This window comes from Kurthia sp. YJT4 (assembly GCF_030219945.1).
Taxonomy (GTDB): domain Bacteria; phylum Bacillota; class Bacilli; order Bacillales_A; family Planococcaceae; genus Kurthia; species Kurthia gibsonii.
Genome location: NZ_CP126689.1, coordinates 234,477 through 250,567 on the forward strand (window position 1 = coordinate 234,477; position 16,091 = coordinate 250,567).

At 37.0% G+C, this 16,091-nt stretch carries 13 protein-coding genes; 8 read left to right on the plus strand and 5 right to left on the minus strand.

The window, feature by feature from the left end; all coding sequences use genetic code 11:
• Nucleotides 1-121: 121 nt before the first annotated feature.
• Both QN089_RS01200 and QN089_RS01205 read left to right on the plus strand, forming a co-directional pair.
• Nucleotides 122-874 (plus strand): threonine/serine exporter family protein, encoded by a 753-nt coding sequence (locus QN089_RS01200; RefSeq protein ID WP_068456248.1) that lies wholly within the window; start codon nt 122-124, stop codon nt 872-874.
• A 13-nt stretch (nt 875-887) separates the two neighbouring features.
• Nucleotides 888-1,340 (plus strand): threonine/serine exporter family protein, encoded by a 453-nt coding sequence (locus QN089_RS01205; protein ID WP_068456244.1) that lies wholly within the window; start codon nt 888-890, stop codon nt 1,338-1,340.
• 208 nt (nt 1,341-1,548) lie between these two features.
• On the opposite strand, the gene bioB is transcribed toward QN089_RS01205, so the two are convergent.
• The 3 genes from bioB to QN089_RS01220 all read right to left on the minus strand — a co-directional run bounded on the left by bioB (nt 1,549) and on the right by QN089_RS01220 (nt 5,356).
• Nucleotides 1,549-2,562 carry a biotin synthase BioB gene (bioB, locus tag QN089_RS01210; RefSeq protein ID WP_285215766.1) on the minus strand — a complete coding sequence of 338 codons (1,014 nt, stop codon included), beginning with the start codon at nt 2,560-2,562 and terminating at the stop codon, nt 1,549-1,551.
• Complete coding sequence (locus tag QN089_RS01215) at nt 2,559-3,164, minus strand: biotin transporter BioY (protein ID WP_068456239.1); 606 nt, start codon at nt 3,162-3,164, stop codon at nt 2,559-2,561. The genes bioB and QN089_RS01215 overlap by 4 nt, the downstream gene beginning before the upstream one ends.
• Nucleotides 3,165-3,325: 161 nt before the next feature.
• Nucleotides 3,326-5,356: a bifunctional diguanylate cyclase/phosphodiesterase gene (locus QN089_RS01220; protein ID WP_285215767.1), complete on the minus strand. Its 2,031-nt coding sequence runs from the start codon at nt 5,354-5,356 to the stop codon at nt 3,326-3,328.
• Between the two features lie 205 nt (nt 5,357-5,561).
• Here QN089_RS01220 and QN089_RS01225 point away from each other — a divergent pair, with 205 nt between their 5' ends.
• From QN089_RS01225 to QN089_RS01245, 5 genes are all read left to right on the plus strand, one after another.
• Nucleotides 5,562-6,488 carry a DMT family transporter gene (locus tag QN089_RS01225; protein ID WP_141273939.1) on the plus strand — a complete coding sequence of 309 codons (927 nt, stop codon included), beginning with the start codon at nt 5,562-5,564 and terminating at the stop codon, nt 6,486-6,488.
• A gap of 173 nt (nt 6,489-6,661) precedes the next feature.
• Nucleotides 6,662-8,377, plus strand: coding sequence for an ABC transporter ATP-binding protein (locus QN089_RS01230; protein ID WP_285215768.1), 1,716 nt, complete (start codon nt 6,662-6,664; stop codon nt 8,375-8,377).
• Complete coding sequence (locus QN089_RS01235) at nt 8,370-10,187, plus strand: ABC transporter ATP-binding protein (protein ID WP_174795794.1); 1,818 nt, start codon at nt 8,370-8,372, stop codon at nt 10,185-10,187. The genes QN089_RS01230 and QN089_RS01235 overlap by 8 nt, the downstream gene beginning before the upstream one ends.
• Before the next feature lie 115 nt (nt 10,188-10,302).
• Entirely contained in the window at nt 10,303-11,166 is an 864-nt protein-coding gene (locus QN089_RS01240) for a GNAT family N-acetyltransferase (protein WP_087680897.1), read from the plus strand.
• 20 nt (nt 11,167-11,186) lie between these two features.
• Entirely contained in the window at nt 11,187-11,792 is a 606-nt protein-coding gene (locus QN089_RS01245; protein WP_068456222.1) for a GDSL-type esterase/lipase family protein, read from the plus strand.
• Between the two features lie 60 nt (nt 11,793-11,852).
• Here QN089_RS01245 and helD read toward each other — a convergent pair whose 3' ends face one another.
• Complete coding sequence (gene helD / locus QN089_RS01250) at nt 11,853-14,075, minus strand: RNA polymerase recycling motor HelD (RefSeq protein ID WP_285215769.1); 2,223 nt, start codon at nt 14,073-14,075, stop codon at nt 11,853-11,855.
• A 205-nt stretch (nt 14,076-14,280) separates the two neighbouring features.
• Here helD and QN089_RS01255 point away from each other — a divergent pair, with 205 nt between their 5' ends.
• The gene (locus tag QN089_RS01255) at nt 14,281-15,006 is read left to right on the plus strand and encodes a glycerophosphodiester phosphodiesterase family protein (protein WP_068456216.1); all 726 of its coding nucleotides are present in this window, start codon (nt 14,281-14,283) and stop codon (nt 15,004-15,006) included.
• 48 nt (nt 15,007-15,054) lie between these two features.
• Here QN089_RS01255 and QN089_RS01260 read toward each other — a convergent pair whose 3' ends face one another.
• On the minus strand, nt 15,055-16,083 hold the full coding sequence (locus QN089_RS01260; protein ID WP_068456213.1) for a DUF2804 domain-containing protein: 1,029 nt from the start codon (nt 16,081-16,083) through the stop codon (nt 15,055-15,057).
• Nucleotides 16,084-16,091: the final 8 nt, after the last annotated feature.

Here is a 16,091-nt window from a genome sequence, read left to right on the forward strand (position 1 = left end):
TATACTCCTTTTCATAGTATTAGGTTAATATTACCATTATTTTACGGTGTATGGTCATATAAAGTGAGTAAATTTTATAACTTATAGAAAAATATATTTAATAGAGAGGACGTTTGAAAATATGCCTCATAATAAAGAGGAAGAATTAGCAATTAACTGCTTTTTACTTGCAGGACGTTTGCTAGTTCAATGTGGTGCGGAAACTTATCGTGCAGAGGATACAATGTTGCGCATGGCACAATCACAAGGTTATCCAGATGCACAAAGTTTTGTGACACCTACAGGAATCATTTTTTCTGCAGGACATGAACGACCTACAAGGATTGCTCAAATTCCTAGTAGAACAACTGATTTAGAAAAAATTGCACAAGTTAATAATGTTTCGCGAAATTTAACTGCACGAAATTATTCAATTGAAAAAGCTTATGAAGAATTACAGCGAATTGAAAAGACAAATTTCTTTTTTCCTACCTGGGTCCAAATTCTTGCGGCAGCCATTGCTAGTGCATGCTTTTTAATCTTATTTAGAGGTATATGGTCGGATATGCCGATTGCCTTCATTGCTGGCGGTGCAGGTTTTATCGTATTTATGGCGATTCACTCCTTAACCAAAGTTAAATTTTTTGCAGAGTTCACAGGTGCTCTTTTTGTAGGTGTTATTGCTTTCTATGCTGTGGAGTTCGGATATGGATCGCAACTCGATAAAATTATTATAGGGTCTGTTATGCCACTTGTACCAGGTGTACCAATTGCAAATGCAGTACGTGATTTAATGGCTGGACACTTCGTATCAGGTGTAGCAAAAGGTGTCGAAGCATTTTTAACAGCTACAGCAATTGGTGCTGGTGTAGCACTTGTACTATTAACATTTTAAGGAGGCAAATCGATTGGAATATGTGATTCATATCATACTGAGCTTTATTGCAACTGCAACATTCGCAATTATTTTTAATGCACCAAAAAATACACTGTTTCACTGCGGTCTTGTTGGGGCCATTGGCTGGGGGATCTATTTAGTCTTCACCAATCATGGTGTAGATATTGTACCTGCATCATTTGCAGGAGCATTTGTTATTGCCATTGTAGCACACATTTATGCAAAACGTTTTAAAACCCCAATGTTAATTTTCAGTGTAGCAGGAATTATCCCACTTGTACCTGGTGGGATGGCTTATAATACAATGCGTCATGTAGTGGAAAAAGATTATACACAGAGTATTGAATTTGCAGTGAAGACGAGTTTAATAACAGGTGCGATTGTGATGGGATTAGTTTTTGCGGAAGTATTTATGCAATTAATTTTTACAGCACTACGACGTCGAAAAATACCTACGAAATAAAACGCATAGTGACTATTTTTATACGTACCCTTTTTTCTTCTATTGAGTATGTGTTTATTAAAAAGAAAAGAGGATGAGACATAAGTATGAAAATATCATCTTATATGAGCATAAGAAAAACCGGAATCGCGCCACAGCGCGATTCCGGTTTTTTGTTGCGAACTCTAAAAGGAAAATGAAATGTTTTGTCTCATCCTCGTCTTTTGTTTTAACTACATGAAGTAGTTATAGGCTCTTTTGATAGTGGTTCTAAATCAACTTCAAAACCTAAATCTTCAAGCATTTGTAAGTCGGATGATTCCTCTTGTCCACTCGTTGTTAAATAATCCCCGATAAAAATTGAGTTTGCTGCGTAAAGGCTAAATGGTTGTAAACTTCTTAAATTTACTTCACGCCCACCAGAAACACGAATTTCTTTTGTTGGATTAATCATACGGAAAAGTGCAAGGACACGTAGAGCATAAAGTGGTGTGACTTCTTTTGTTCCCTCTAAAGGTGTACCGTCTACTGCGTTTAAAAAGTTTACTGGAATTGAATCAGCATCTAATATACGTAAGCTTTTCGCCATCTGTACGACATCTTCTTTAGACTCTTTCATACCAATAATAACACCTGAACAAGGAGAAATACCCGCATTTTTCACTTTTTCAACAGTCCCCACACGATCTTCATATGTGTGCGATGTTGTAATATGTTCATGATGATTTTCTGATGTATTTAAGTTGTGATTGTAACGATCGACACCGGCTTCTTTTAATCGTTCTGCTTGCTCTGGTTTTAGAATACCAAGACATGCACAAACCGTCATGTTTGGATTTTCAGCTTTAATTTCTTTTACAGCATCTACTACAATATCCAATTCACGATTTGCAGGACCGCGACCACTAGCTACAATACAGTATGTTCCGGCTTGAACAACACTTGCTCGTCTCGCACCTTCTACAATTTCTTCTTGTTTCATCATGGCATACTTTTCAATCGGTGCTTTTGAAATAATAGACTGCGAGCAATAGCCACAGTTTTCTGGGCACAGACCTGATTTTGTATTAATAATCATATTTAATTTCACTTTATTACCGTAGTAGTGATAGCGAATTTGATAACTCGCTTGTAATAATTTAAGTAAGTCTTGTTGTGGTGTTTCTAAAATAGCTAGGGCTTCTGCATCCGATAATAAATAATTTTCCTCAATGATCTGTGTAGCTAATTGTTCATAATTCATGATTTACGAACTCCTTTCAAGACGAATTGCATGCGATAGGCAAAGAAGCCAGATAGTACAGATAGAATGATATCTTTTGGTAGCGGAGGCATCATCCACAACCAAGCAATTTGATATGTAAAGTTCTCAGGAGCTGCTGCCCATAGTTTATAAGCGAAGTACATCCAATTTGTTCCGAATACATAGTTGATGACCATAGCTACAAGTGCTGCAGCAACATACATCATTTTTGTATTTTTCATTTCAATCATTTTTCCTGCTACATAAGCTGCAAAAATGAATGACACGATGAAACCGAATGTTGGACTTAATACTTGGCTAAAACCACCGCTGAATCGTGCGAATACGGGTGCGCCGGCTAAACCGATTAGCATGTAGACTGTAACAGCAATAGCTCCTCGCTTACTTCCTAAAATTAATCCAGCTAAAATTGCGAAAAATGTTTGGAGTGTAATTGGAACACCACCAACGACCATGAACGGTGCAAATGATGTGATGTTCGCCCCAATCATCATCAATGTAGCAAACATAGCACAATAGACTAAATCTACAACGCGTAATTTTGTTTTCGACTTTGTCATCGTTGTTTGACTTGTTGTCATTTCTAAATCCCCCTCAAATGAGTAAAAATTGAACATGTAAGTTGTTCAATATCCAATTTAATACTTTTTTATAATTTGTGTCAACTTATTTTTATTTTAAGTTTACTCAAATTATGAAAAAGACCTCAACTAATCTGCGAAGAAAAGTTGAGGTGGCTATTTTATAATAATTCGTTATGAGTGAATAAAGTTTCGATATCTTGTGGAACTTTAGGGCGACTTAATTGATAACCTTGAATTGCATCGCAACCAGCTTCTCGTAAAATTGAAACTTGTTCTTCTGATTCAACACCTTCTGCAACAACGCGCATGTGTAAAGAACGTCCAAATTGAATCATACCTTGAACTAAAGCACGCGTTTTCTCTTGGTAGACAATTGGAGCTATAAACGAGCGGTCAATTTTAAACTCTTCTAAAGGTAATAGTTGCATATAACGGAATGAAGCATAACCTGTTCCAAAATCATCTAATGAGAATTTAATCCCTTTAGCTTGTAATTTACGCATTTGGCTAACAATCGATTCTTCTGCTTCTGCTTCAAGCGCAAATTTTTCTGTAATCTCAATTTGCAGTAAATGTGGTGGACATTGTGTACGTTCTAATACTTTTAAAATCGTATCAACCATATTTTTATCGCGGAATTCACGAATCGATGTGTTAATACTAATGCGAATTGGTGTCCCTGCATTCGCCCATTCAACAGCTTGTTCACAAGCTTTTTCAAGCATGAAGCTGCCGATTTGATTAATTAAACCAGTTTCTTCTGCAATCGGAATTAAAATATCTGGCGGTACAATCCCAATTTCAGAGTCTTCCCAACGTACGAGCGCTTCAACAGTTGTGATTTCATCTGTTGTTAAATCTTGTTGTGGTTGATAAAGCACGCGTAAATCTTTTTGATTTAGTGCAATCAATAATCGTTTTTCAATAATTGAACGGGTACTTAAAGATTCATGGTCAGCCTTAGATAAGCTCATAATAAGATTTCCGCCCTCAGCTTGTACCTTTTGGATTACTGAGTTGGAAGCTTTGAATAAGTTACTAAATGTACTTTGGTCTTCAGGGAATTTTGTAATACCACCACTTACAGTTAAAGGAGTTGAAGTATGATCCAAGTAAATCGGGTGTTGTGTTAAGTAAGATAAGAACCCTTGGATAAACCATTCACCAAGTGGCGTTAATACAACAAACTCGTTGACACTAATACGGGCCATCGTACTATCTTGGAAATACATTTTCATTCGATTTGTGAACTCTGTTACGAGTACAGCTTCTGTTTGTTCATCATAGATTTCTTTTAAAGAATAGAACTTGTCGATGCTTAAGAAGACGAACGTGAAGTGGTGACCTTCTTCAATCATCTCATTGACGATTTGTTCTAGACGGTAACGATTCATCAGTCCAGTCTCTTGATCGATGTAGGCGATTTGTTCTAAACGATTTTGTAACATCTTTTTATCAGTAATATCATTTTCTAAAAATAGATAAGAAGGTCGATTCTCTTTATTTTTAGCAATTGGAATAGCGGATAATTCTACCCAATAAGGTTGTCCATCTTTTGTGATTTGTTCAACCTCGCCATGCCATGTGCGATTATTTTTCAATGTTGACCAAATTTTATCCGCCTGTTTTGAGCCTTCATCTGTTTGTGGGAACATTTGCCATAATGTCTTTCCGATAATACGCTTTGGCGTCCATTTACTATATTTTAAAAAGTTCGAATTGGCTGCTTCAATTAAACCATTTTCGTCAACCGACAACATCATGAACGAATCTTCTAAACCAGAGCGTAAATAAGATAACTGTTCTTCAAAATTCGTATCAGAAGTGTTACGATCGGAAGGTGTCAAACTAATGACTAAACAAGGTTGGTCTTGAATTGTCCAAACGGTAAAGAATGTTTTACATAGGATGCGCGTCTGATCTTTCGTTATATATGCAAGGTAGCCCATATCACGTACTTCTGGCTCCTCAATTAGTTGTTCAAAGATTAGTTCGTTTGTAGCGAGTTGACTTTGTTCAGCGAAAGGTACTGGATAACCAAGTATGTCATTCGTATCGTAACCTAAATATTTCTCCGCTGTATGGTTCCATAGAATTATTTCTCCGTCTTTATTGACAAGGAGAAAAGGCTGGGGTAACTGGTTAATTAATTCTTGTGAAGATGGTAATAAGATTTCACTTTCTTTCATTTTATGCAACGACTCCTTGAATTTACGGTATAGTTCCTATTATAGAGAAAAAAAGTATATAAGTCATTAGTAACAGATGATGAAATAAAAATAATTTATTTTACCTAATTTTGATTTGCGTTTAAGAAAATATTATTCAAAGGGATAAAAATACAAAAAAAATCGAAAAAAATAAGCAAAAAGATGTAAAGAAGGGGGCCTACAAATGAATCATACGACTAAGAGATTAAAAGGAATCATCATGATTATAATTGGTTCAATGCTTTGGGGAGCGACAGGACCTATGATGGAATGGGTATTATCGTCTAGCCATATGAGTGTATCATTTATGCTAACAATACGCCTTTTATTGGCAGGTTTTCTCATATTATTCTTTTTAATCGTGACTAAAAGAGATATATATGCTATTTGGAAACAACCTTATTGGTGGATTAAACTTGTGATTTTTAGTGTGTTTGGGATGCTCGGCGTACAATATACGTTTGTTGCTGCGATTCATGCAAGTAATGCAGTTTTAGCAACATTATTGCAATTTTTAGCACCTATTTTTGTTGTGCTATATGTGTCATTCTCACAAAAGATGTTTCCACCGAGATATCAAATATTCGGTATCTTAGGGACATTAATCGGCTTGTTCCTATTGCTAACAAATGGTTCTATATCAAACCTATTAGTAAGTCCTGTAGCGCTTCTTTGGGGATTAGGTGTAGGTTTGACATTTGCTTTTTATACACTATACCCCACTTCTGTCATGAATGAATGGGGTGTACTCGTTGTCATTGGATGGAGCATGTTAATAGGTGGTTTGCTTCTTGGCTTCTCAAAAGGTTTTTGGGAATTTAATCAATATGCGCTACTCGTGGAGAGTAGCACCAATTTTATGTTATTAGCGATTATTTTCTTTGGTACAATCGCTTTTATCCTATTTTTAAGTAGTATGAAATATATTTCACCTGTTGAAACGAGTATCTTATCGAGTTTCGAACCATTAACTGCAATGTTTATATCGGTTATTTGGTTGGGAAGTGTACTTGCGGGCGTTCAAATCATCGGAATTATTCTTATGATTTTATGTGTTGTCTGGTTATCAATTGAAGGAAATCGACAATCGGTGAAGATGAAGGAAGAATAGAGAGGGAGTGGGTGAACCATTCCTTCTTTTTGTATATAAAGACATAAATCGTTTAGTTTAAAGTAATTTTTAAATCATGATTATAGCTATTTTTGAAGGCGAAACATTTATCTAGAGAAATGAAGTGGGAATATGTCATAATAAACAAATCAATGAAGTCGGGAAGGTGTCTTATGCGAAAAGTTTTTTCTTATATAGGCCCTTATAAATGGGCAGCCTTAGTGGCCTTCATGCTGATGTTAGTCGAGTTAGCAGTTGAATTAGTACAACCACTCATCATGGCAAAAATTATCGATGAGGGTGTAGTCGCAGGGAATTTACATACGGTTATTTTATGGGGAAGTATCATGCTAGGGCTCGGTGTACTTGCTTTTATAGCAGGGCTTTCAAATGGTTTCTTCTCAGGACATGCAGCACAAAGTTTTGCGTATGACTTACGAGTTGCACTATTTAAAAAAGTGCAATCTTATTCAATGCATAGCTTTTTAAAGATTCCTACATCGAGCATGATCACGCGTATTACGAATGACGTGACGCAAGTACAAAATATTTTCTTCATGTCATTACGTTTTATGATGCGTGCGCCTCTTGTTGTGATCGGTAGTCTAGTTATGGCCTTTTTAGTAAATGCTAAGTTGGCAATTTTTTTAGTGATAGGGATTCCGTTTTTACTTATTTTCTTATGGTTCATGGTGCGAAAAGGTGCTAGAAACTTTGGGAAAGTTCAAAGACGTGTCGACCAAGTGAACCGTAACATTCAAGAGAACTTACAAGCGACACGTTTAATCAAAGCGTATATGCGCGGTGTTTATGAATCGACTAAATTTAATCAATTAGCAGTCGCTTTAAAAACAGATACGATGAAGGCACTTCGTTTAATGGAACGTATCCAACCTGTTTTATTAATTGTCATGAATGTTGCTTTACTCGTTATTTTATGGCTTGGTGCAAAAGAGATTCAAGCAGATCGCATGCCTGTCGGTGATTTAGTCGCAATCTTCAACTACACGATGCGCATCACAGGAAACTTTAGCATGTTTGCGATGATTATTACGTTCTTCTCTCGCGCTTCTGCTTCAGCCAATCGCATGAATGAAATTTTATCGATGGATGAAGTGCAAACCGTTCAAGAAAATAAAGAACATAGTCCATATTATGTCGAAGCACGTCATATTACATTTAAGTATGATGAAGAAGGAAAGTTTATTTTACATGATGTATCGTTCGCAGCGAATCGTGGTGATACGATTGCAGTTATGGGTGCTACAGGTTCAGGTAAGTCCTCGTTACTCCAATTATTACCTCGTCTGTATGATGCAACGGAAGGTACGATATTTGTAGAAGGAAAAGACGTGAAAAGTTATGATCCGCATGATTTACGTCAAAAAATCGGTTATGTACCACAACGTTCTCTATTATTTACAGGAACGATTTTTGAAAATATTACATGGGGGAATGAACATGCGACGCTAGAAGAAGTAGAGCATGTATGTAAGATTGCACAAATCCACGAGACCATTATGCGTTTTCCAGATGGTTATGAAACACGCGTAGGACAAAAAGGTGTGAATTTATCGGGCGGGCAGAAACAACGTATTGCGATTGCGCGTGCCTTGATTCGTCAACCAGAACTCTTTATTTTCGATGATAGTATGAGTGCGCTCGATTTAACGACTGAAGCGAAGTTATGGCAGGCATTAAATGAATATGAAGACGCAACACGTTTTGTAGTGACACAAAAGATCGCAACAGCGAAAAGTGCCACATGTATTTTATTAATGGATCAAGGTGAGGTAGTTGCACAAGGAACGCATGAGGAGCTTCTTGAAAATAGTGCACTTTACCGAGAGATTGTCGCTTCACAGCAGGAGGTGAATACGAATGTTTAAAGCATTTCAATATAAACCGATTTTAACAAAAGAAGATATTCAGTCACATCAAAAGAAAAAACGAGCGAAGACATCGAATATGAAAGGGACGATTGGTCGTATTTGGCAGCTTGTAGACGAACAGCGTATTCTACTACTTGTTGTATTAGCGATGGTCTTCTTAAGCTCTGTCGGAATGTTGCTAGGACCTTTATTAATTGGTCGTATGATTGATGAACAAATTTTACCGAAGAATTTAATTGGTATTGGTCCAACACTCATACTATTGGCGGGAATTTATATTATGGTGTCAATTACGTTATTTTTACAAAACTACTGGATGATTGGCATTGCCCAACAAACTGTTTACCGATTACGTACACAATTGTTTGAAAAGTATCAGCGCCTGCCGATTTCATTCTTTGACCGTAAACAACATGGTGATTTAATGAGTCGTATGACGAATGATTTAGATAATGTGAGTTCTACATTAAATAGTACATTCATTGAAGTATTTTCAAGTGCACTCATTTTAACAGGAACATTCACCTTTATGATGATTTTGAGCCCACTTTTAACCATTGTGACGATGATTATTATTCCGATGATGTTTTTAGCGACGAAGTGGATTACACGTCGCACAGGTCCATTATTTAAAAAGCAACAAGCGACACTTGGTGCATTGAACGGTATGGTAGAAGAAACAATCTCAGGACAATATGTTGTTAAAGCTTATTCGCAAGAAGAACGCATGATTCGCCAATTCGAGGAGAATGGTCAACGTTTACGTCGCACAGGTTACTGGGCGAATGTCTACTCAGGTGGTATTCCGAAAGTGATGAACTTCTTAAATAACGTCAGCTTTGCGATTGTTGCAGGATTTGGCGGTTACTTAGCTTACAAAGGGCATGTCACAATTGGGATTGTCGTGATTTTCGTTGAGTATGCTCGTCAATTTACACGTCCACTCAATGAATTAGCGAATCAATTTAATAACGTGTTATCTGCCATCGCAGGTGCAGAACGTATTTTTGAGATATTGGATGAGCCAGAGGAAGTAGAAGAAGGAACGAAGTCTTTAACGAAAAGACTGGCGGGGAATATTACGTTTGATCACGTTGATTTTAAATATGATCCACAAAAAGAACCGTACATTTTACAAAATGTGAACTTTAATATTCACTCAGGTGAAACAGTGGCGCTCGTCGGTGCGACAGGAGCAGGGAAGACAACCATTATGCAATTAATGGCTCGCTTTTATGAAACAACTTCAGGACAAATTCGAATCGATAACCAACCGATTGAACAGATTTCGCGAGAAGATTTACGCAATCAGATGGCATTTGTTCTTCAAGATCCGTTCCTGTTTGAAGCATCTATTTTAGAAAATATTCGTTATGGTCGATTAAATGCCACAGATGAAGAAATCATTGAAGCATGTAAACAGGCGAATGCCCATGCTTTTATCGAACAATTAGAAGATGGTTATCATCATGTGTTAAAACCTGAAGCGAGTGATTTAAGTCAGGGGCAGAAGCAGTTATTATCCATTGCGCGAGCGCTTATTGCAGACCCTGCGATTCTGTTATTAGATGAGGCAACTTCAAGTATTGATACCGTAACGGAACTGCATATTCAACGTGCATTAAATCATTTAATGAAGGGCCGTACAAGCGTTGTTATTGCGCATCGTCTCAATACAGTGAAAAATGCAGATCGAATTTTTGTTATGGAACAAGGACAATTAGTCGAACAAGGTACGCCGAAAGAGTTAATCGAGAAGCAGGGAATTTATTACGGTATGTTACAACAAGGGAAAGCAATTGAATAAAAGATATGAGGAGAATCGAAAATTATCCGATTCTCCTTTTCCATTTTCTTGAAAGTTGAACGAAAGGCGAATAGGACTTACAATAGGAGATATTCTATAAGGTAACGGTGATAAAATGAATGTATTTGCGATGAAGGCAACGTATCCACTCGATACATTGACACAACAAGAGCTAACTCAATTATGTGAAGATGCAGCGCTAACTGATGGTGTAAATTATTTGGAATGGATGCATGAACAAGATTGGAATGAGTGGGATACACGTGGTTTTTTTGTTTTTATCTATGACGAGGACCATGACCGCTTAGTAGCAGCATTGAGCGCTTTTGATGCATTTGGTTTACATGCATACGAATGGTCGATGGTCATTGAACCTTTATATCGTTCAATTGGTTTAGAAGAAGTATTAATTGATGGATTAAAACATGGACTAGAAGAAAGACAAGCGACAGGTGAAATGGCAGTTGTCGATCAGCGTCAAGAGATGAAACAAGTTCTTGAACAACAAGGATATGTATATAGTTCATCAAAGCTTCAAATGATGACTACCGCGCAACAAGAAAATGACGTGGAATTCAATGTACGTCCGTATCAACCAGATGATTTGCAAGTTGTTCAACAAATGATGTCAGATGGTTTTGGTGACTTACCTGAAGAAACAGAAGAATTTATTGCGCTCATGGATGAGGAATCGAGTAGTCACGTTTTTGTGGCAACACAACAAGATGAAGTCGTTGCGATGGTTACAACAGCAGTGTTGGAACGACAATTATGGATTACATCTTTTACAACACTAGCTTCCAAACGTCGTCAGGGCATCGCTTCAAATTTAGTGAAGTGGGTAAAGAATGAAGCATATAGACAACAACTTGAAAGTGTTAGATTAGAAGTAGAAACTGAAAATATCGAAGCACTTACTTTTTATAAACAAGCTGGTTTTGAAGTAGTGGAACAAGTCGATTATTACATTGTGAAATAAGCAGCAAAGAAGGGTGACATATGAAAATAGTTTGTTTTGGCGATAGTTTAACTGCTCGAAAAGAAGGTTATCCTAAGCCAATGTTGACGATGATGTTATCGGAAAAGGTAAAAGGGCATATATATGTGAATATCGGACTTCCTGGGAATACGACGGTGTCTGCGCGAGAGCATTTAAAGTCAGAAGTTTTGGAAGAGCATCCAGATGTCGTAACGATTCTTTTTGGGTCGAATGATTGTTCTGAAACGAAACAAATCCCTTTATCCATTTATGAAGAAAATCTCGCATTTTTTGTGAAAAAAATCGGTCCTAAAAAAGTCATTTTGATTACGCCACCTCCTGTAGACGAGCATAAACAAAAATATCGTACGAATGCACGCATTCACGAATATGCAGATGCGGTACAACGCGTAGCCGCACAGTATCAATGTACATGTATTGATTTTTTTGAACATGTTTATACACAACCGGATTATGAAAAATTACTCGTTGGAAAAAGTGACGATGGCTTACACTTCGGTGAAAAACTCTATGATCAACTCAGTGACTTAATTGCAGATGAGCTGAGAAAACGTGAACGTGAAGCAGAAAAATCACTTTGGCGAAAAATGATGGATAAGTTGTAAAAATAGATTACTAAAAGTAAAAGGAATCGTGCCACAAATAGCGCGATTCCTTCTTTTAATTTAATCCAATAAAAAATATTGTTTCGTCGGTGCTACAAGATGTAATTCGTGCATGGCACGTGTTAACGCAACATAGAGTAATTTACGTTCTAGTGGTGTATCTTCAAAAGGTTCTTCACTCGCTACGAGAATTACTGCATCGAATTCAAGTCCTTTTGCGAGATGACTTGGTACGACAAGTATAGCATCTTGGTCAATTTCCGATGTTTCATCTAATAGTAATGCAGGAACCTCAGCTTGTTGTAACTTCTGTGTTAGTATTTTTGCTTCTTTTGTCGATTTACAAATACATGCGATTGAGCGATGTCCATTGGCGCGAATTTGTTCATTTATTGTATGAATCAACTGTGGATCAATTCCATGCATTTCATGGAATTCAGGAATAAGTCCATGACGTACAACCGGTTCGACAAGTGGTAAATCTTCCTTCATTCCTTCTAGAATTGTATTCGCAACGTCCATAATTTCAATTGTTGTACGATAGCTTTTTTGAAGTGTCTTATAAGAGGCACGAGGGAATAGTTCACGGACAGGTCCCCAATTTGTGAGCGAACGGTAACTATGAATCCCTTGCGCTAAATCACCAACCATCGTGAATAAATCTGTATCGAGTCCATCTCTTAAAGCTGCTAATTGGAAAAGACTATAATCTTGTACTTCATCAATGAAGATAGCGCGCATTTTCCATTCATCTGAAATTCCTTTAATTTTCGCATGCAAGTAATAAAGTGCTGCTAAATCTTCTGTCGCATAACGCTCTTTTTGATGGAATGTTAAAAATGTATGACGTTCTTCTTCTGACCAATTGGGTGTTAATTTAGCTAGAAGTATGTCATCAGTTAAAAGTTGGCGATAGATTTTTTTAATATTTTGTTTTGAGAAAGGCTTCATGTAACGTGTAACAAGTGTTTTTGCTTCTTTTTCAATTGCGGGGATACGCATATCACGTTCATCAATCCAGCGCGTTACTTCTGCTTTTCGCTTTACTGGGTCAATGATGTTTAGCGCACGTCCTAAAATATCATCGTATTTACGATTCAAATCGTACAAAATCTTCTTCTTTTTCATCTGTACGGTACGTTGTACAACAGCTTTAATCTTTTGAATTCGTTTTTCAATTGGCAAGTAAGCATACTCCGTACGGAATAGTTTTAATAATTTTGTACCACGTAGTAGACGGTATTTTTCAAGAACGACATCTGTAAAGTGTTGTTCATATTGCGCATTCATTTCAGCAATTAATCCGTCCATTAAATCACGATATTCGAGTGAACCTTTTAACTTGGTAATCCAGAGTACATCATCTTTTGCTTTTTGTTCGATAAGAGATTCAAGTAATTCATTCGGAGCAGTTAGTTTTAAAGAGAGTCCAATTGCTTTTTGTACATATTCTTCATATGTTGTTTGACAAATTGCGCCGACACCGAGTTCTGGAAGTACATCCGAGATATAATCGATAAAAAGTTTATTCGGTGCTAAAATCATTAATTTTTCTGCTTCGAAATGTTCACCCATTGTGTAAAGGAAGTAGGAGATTCTGTGAAGGGCAATCGTCGTCTTCCCAGATCCAGCCGCTCCTTGTACGATAATCGGTTGTTTTAAATGCGCACGAATAATTTCATTTTGTTCAGCTTGAATGGTTGAAACAATTTCAGTTAATCGAACGTCAGCTTTCCCAGCAAGTGCATCTTGTAGTAGCGCATCATTCGTCGTTAAGTCAATGTCTCGTACATCAAGTAATTCACCATCTTCAATTTTATATTGGCGTTTAGAATAGAGGTGACCTTTGTTTTCGACATCATTCACCATATACGTTAAGTTGCCTAAACGCCCATCATAATAAACATTTGCGACTGGTGAGCGCCAATCGACAATGACGGGTTCTTGCGTTTCTTTATCGAATAGTGAGGTTTTCCCGATATAGAGTTTTTCATCGGGCTCGCCTTCTTTTTCAAAGTGAATACGCGCAAAATAAGGCTTCGATTTAATTGCTTCGAGCCCTTCTTGTTGATTACTCGCCATATCAAAAAAGCGAGTATTCGTTAAAATATTTAAGTATCCTAAGCTGGAATCTAAGTAGTCGAGGTCTGCAATGGAGTTTCGAATGATTTCTTGTGCATTAGCTAAATCTTCTTCTGATTCATGCAGTAATTTTTCCATAAAGTTTTTCACATAGGTGAGATGTTGTGCTTCCTGTTGAAAATCAGGATGTTGTTCAGACATAAAAAAATCCTCCCATCGAAATATCGTTTTTGAAACGTAATGGAATGCTTGACACGGCCCTTCATACTGCTTCAATCCCTTTAATAAAAGGACAAAAACGGCTTTCTTTGGTAGAGTGACAAATACTATCATACGTTTTTTAAAAAAGATTTGCAAAAACGAGGAATACCTTTCATGATGTAATGGAAGATAGGAGAGAAAAGACATGAAAATTTTTGCCCATCGAGGTTTCTCAGGTGACTATCCTGAAAATACATTACCTGCTTTTGAAGCAGCATCAAAACTTCCGGTAGAAGGAATCGAATTTGACGTACAGCGTACAAAAGATGGTGTACTTGTTGTTCATCATGATGAAAAAATTCATCGTACATCGAATGGTAAAGGACATTTGAAAGACTATACATTTTCAGAGCTTCGTGAGCTTGATTTTGGTAGTTGGAAAGATAAAAAATTTAAAGGGATACAAATTCCGACACTTGGAGAAGTATTACGTGTATTCAAAGATACACATCATCTCTTAAATATTGAGATTAAAACAGATGTGGTGGATTATCCTGAAATTGAACAAGCGATTATGGAACAAGTCGATTACTTAGATATGACAGATCGTGTCATCTATTCATCATTTGACCATGTGATGGTCGAAAAATTATTGCGTGTGGCACCGAATAATACAACAGCTGCGCTATTTGAAAAAATTTTAGTGAACCTACATGAATATGGTGAAAAAATTGGCACGAAGCATTTACACATTTCATTGAATGCGGCTAAAAGAGGTGTAATTCGTGAAGATATTCAAAAGGGAAGTATATTCCGCGTATATACAGTGAATAAAATAGAAGACTACGATGCAATGGAGAAATTAGGGGTGGAGGCTGTATTTACAGATGTCCCAGATGTGTTATTAAAGCATCGGAAAAATAAATCATAATAAAAGAGTCACACTGTTTTTAAAATTCAGTGTGGCTCTTCATATATATTACCATTTCGCTTTATGCACTTCTGAAGCACCGAGCATTTGTCGAATCGGAAGAATTTGTCCGTTTTCAAACTTAACGAAGCCTTCAAAGTATCCGAATAGTTGGTGGACAGTTGATTGGACAAGTTTTGCATCGGATTTTGCAACACGTTCAAAAAACGGTTTGAACGTTAAGCGTACGTCATTTGAAAACTTGGTTTGAATCGTCCACGGCTTCATCAAGTCTTGCTCATCATATTTGAAAATGACATCTTCATGTATTTTAGTCATTTTTCCGTCAAAGAAAAAAGCATTCTCTGTCATACCTGTGCCATCTGTCCATTGTCCACCAAAGTTTAGCCCAACACGATGATTACGACAGCGCTGTGATGCCATCGCCCAGTTCCAAGTCGATTCTCTCGGCCATACACCGCGACCGTAGTCGAGTACAGCATAAGAATCGCGACGATCGAACGCATAGCGACGATCACCAATTTTCACATAACCTTCTGTTGGTAATGTATGATGTTTTGCGGTGAATTGGAATGTTTGGCGATTCCAAGGAATGACAACATTGAGTGATTCATCTTCCTCTAAATGGTGAATGGTCAAATCAGCATGCAGTAGCTCACCATCAAAATCAGGAATTGTAACGGTTACTTGTGTTTCTTGATAGCCATCATAGAGAAACTGAATTTTCATTTCACTATGATTGCAAATCGTTGTATCGAGTACGTGTTCAGACATCTTTGGTTTTTTACCGAGTGGTGACATCGTAATTGTTTTTTCGAAAAAACGTTGCGTTTCATAATCTAATACATAAACAAAGCAAACGGTTGCATAATCAAGATGACTAATAGCTGCTGAGAACATTAAATCATCCCCATACACACACCAATAATTCCACTTTTTCTTACGCATGAAGTGGCCCTTTAAATTACTTTGAATTAAAGGTTTTCGTGCATAACCAATCGCAGCAGGATTTAAATTTCCTTTTGCGTCACATAATTTAATTGTGTCTAAAATTTCATTCTCTGCATGCTGAACCACTTCATAAC

Excerpts from the sequence above, each read along its gene's own strand:
- QN089_RS01200 (WP_068456248.1), top strand. The coding sequence starts at position 122 with ATGCCTCATAATAAAGAGGAAGAATTAGCAATTAACTGCTTTTTACTT.
- bioB (WP_285215766.1), bottom strand. The coding sequence starts at position 2,562 with ATGAATTATGAACAATTAGCTACACAGATCATTGAGGAAAATTATTTA.
- QN089_RS01215 (WP_068456239.1), bottom strand. The coding sequence starts at position 3,164 with ATGACAACAAGTCAAACAACGATGACAAAGTCGAAAACAAAATTACGC.
- QN089_RS01220 (WP_285215767.1), bottom strand. The coding sequence starts at position 5,356 with ATGAAAGAAAGTGAAATCTTATTACCATCTTCACAAGAATTAATTAAC.
- QN089_RS01225 (WP_141273939.1), top strand. The coding sequence starts at position 5,562 with ATGAATCATACGACTAAGAGATTAAAAGGAATCATCATGATTATAATT.
- QN089_RS01230 (WP_285215768.1), top strand. The coding sequence starts at position 6,662 with ATGCGAAAAGTTTTTTCTTATATAGGCCCTTATAAATGGGCAGCCTTA.
- QN089_RS01235 (WP_174795794.1), top strand. The coding sequence starts at position 8,370 with ATGTTTAAAGCATTTCAATATAAACCGATTTTAACAAAAGAAGATATT.
- QN089_RS01240 (WP_087680897.1), top strand. The coding sequence starts at position 10,303 with ATGAATGTATTTGCGATGAAGGCAACGTATCCACTCGATACATTGACA.
- QN089_RS01245 (WP_068456222.1), top strand. The coding sequence starts at position 11,187 with ATGAAAATAGTTTGTTTTGGCGATAGTTTAACTGCTCGAAAAGAAGGT.
- helD (WP_285215769.1), bottom strand. The coding sequence starts at position 14,075 with ATGTCTGAACAACATCCTGATTTTCAACAGGAAGCACAACATCTCACC.
- QN089_RS01255 (WP_068456216.1), top strand. The coding sequence starts at position 14,281 with ATGAAAATTTTTGCCCATCGAGGTTTCTCAGGTGACTATCCTGAAAAT.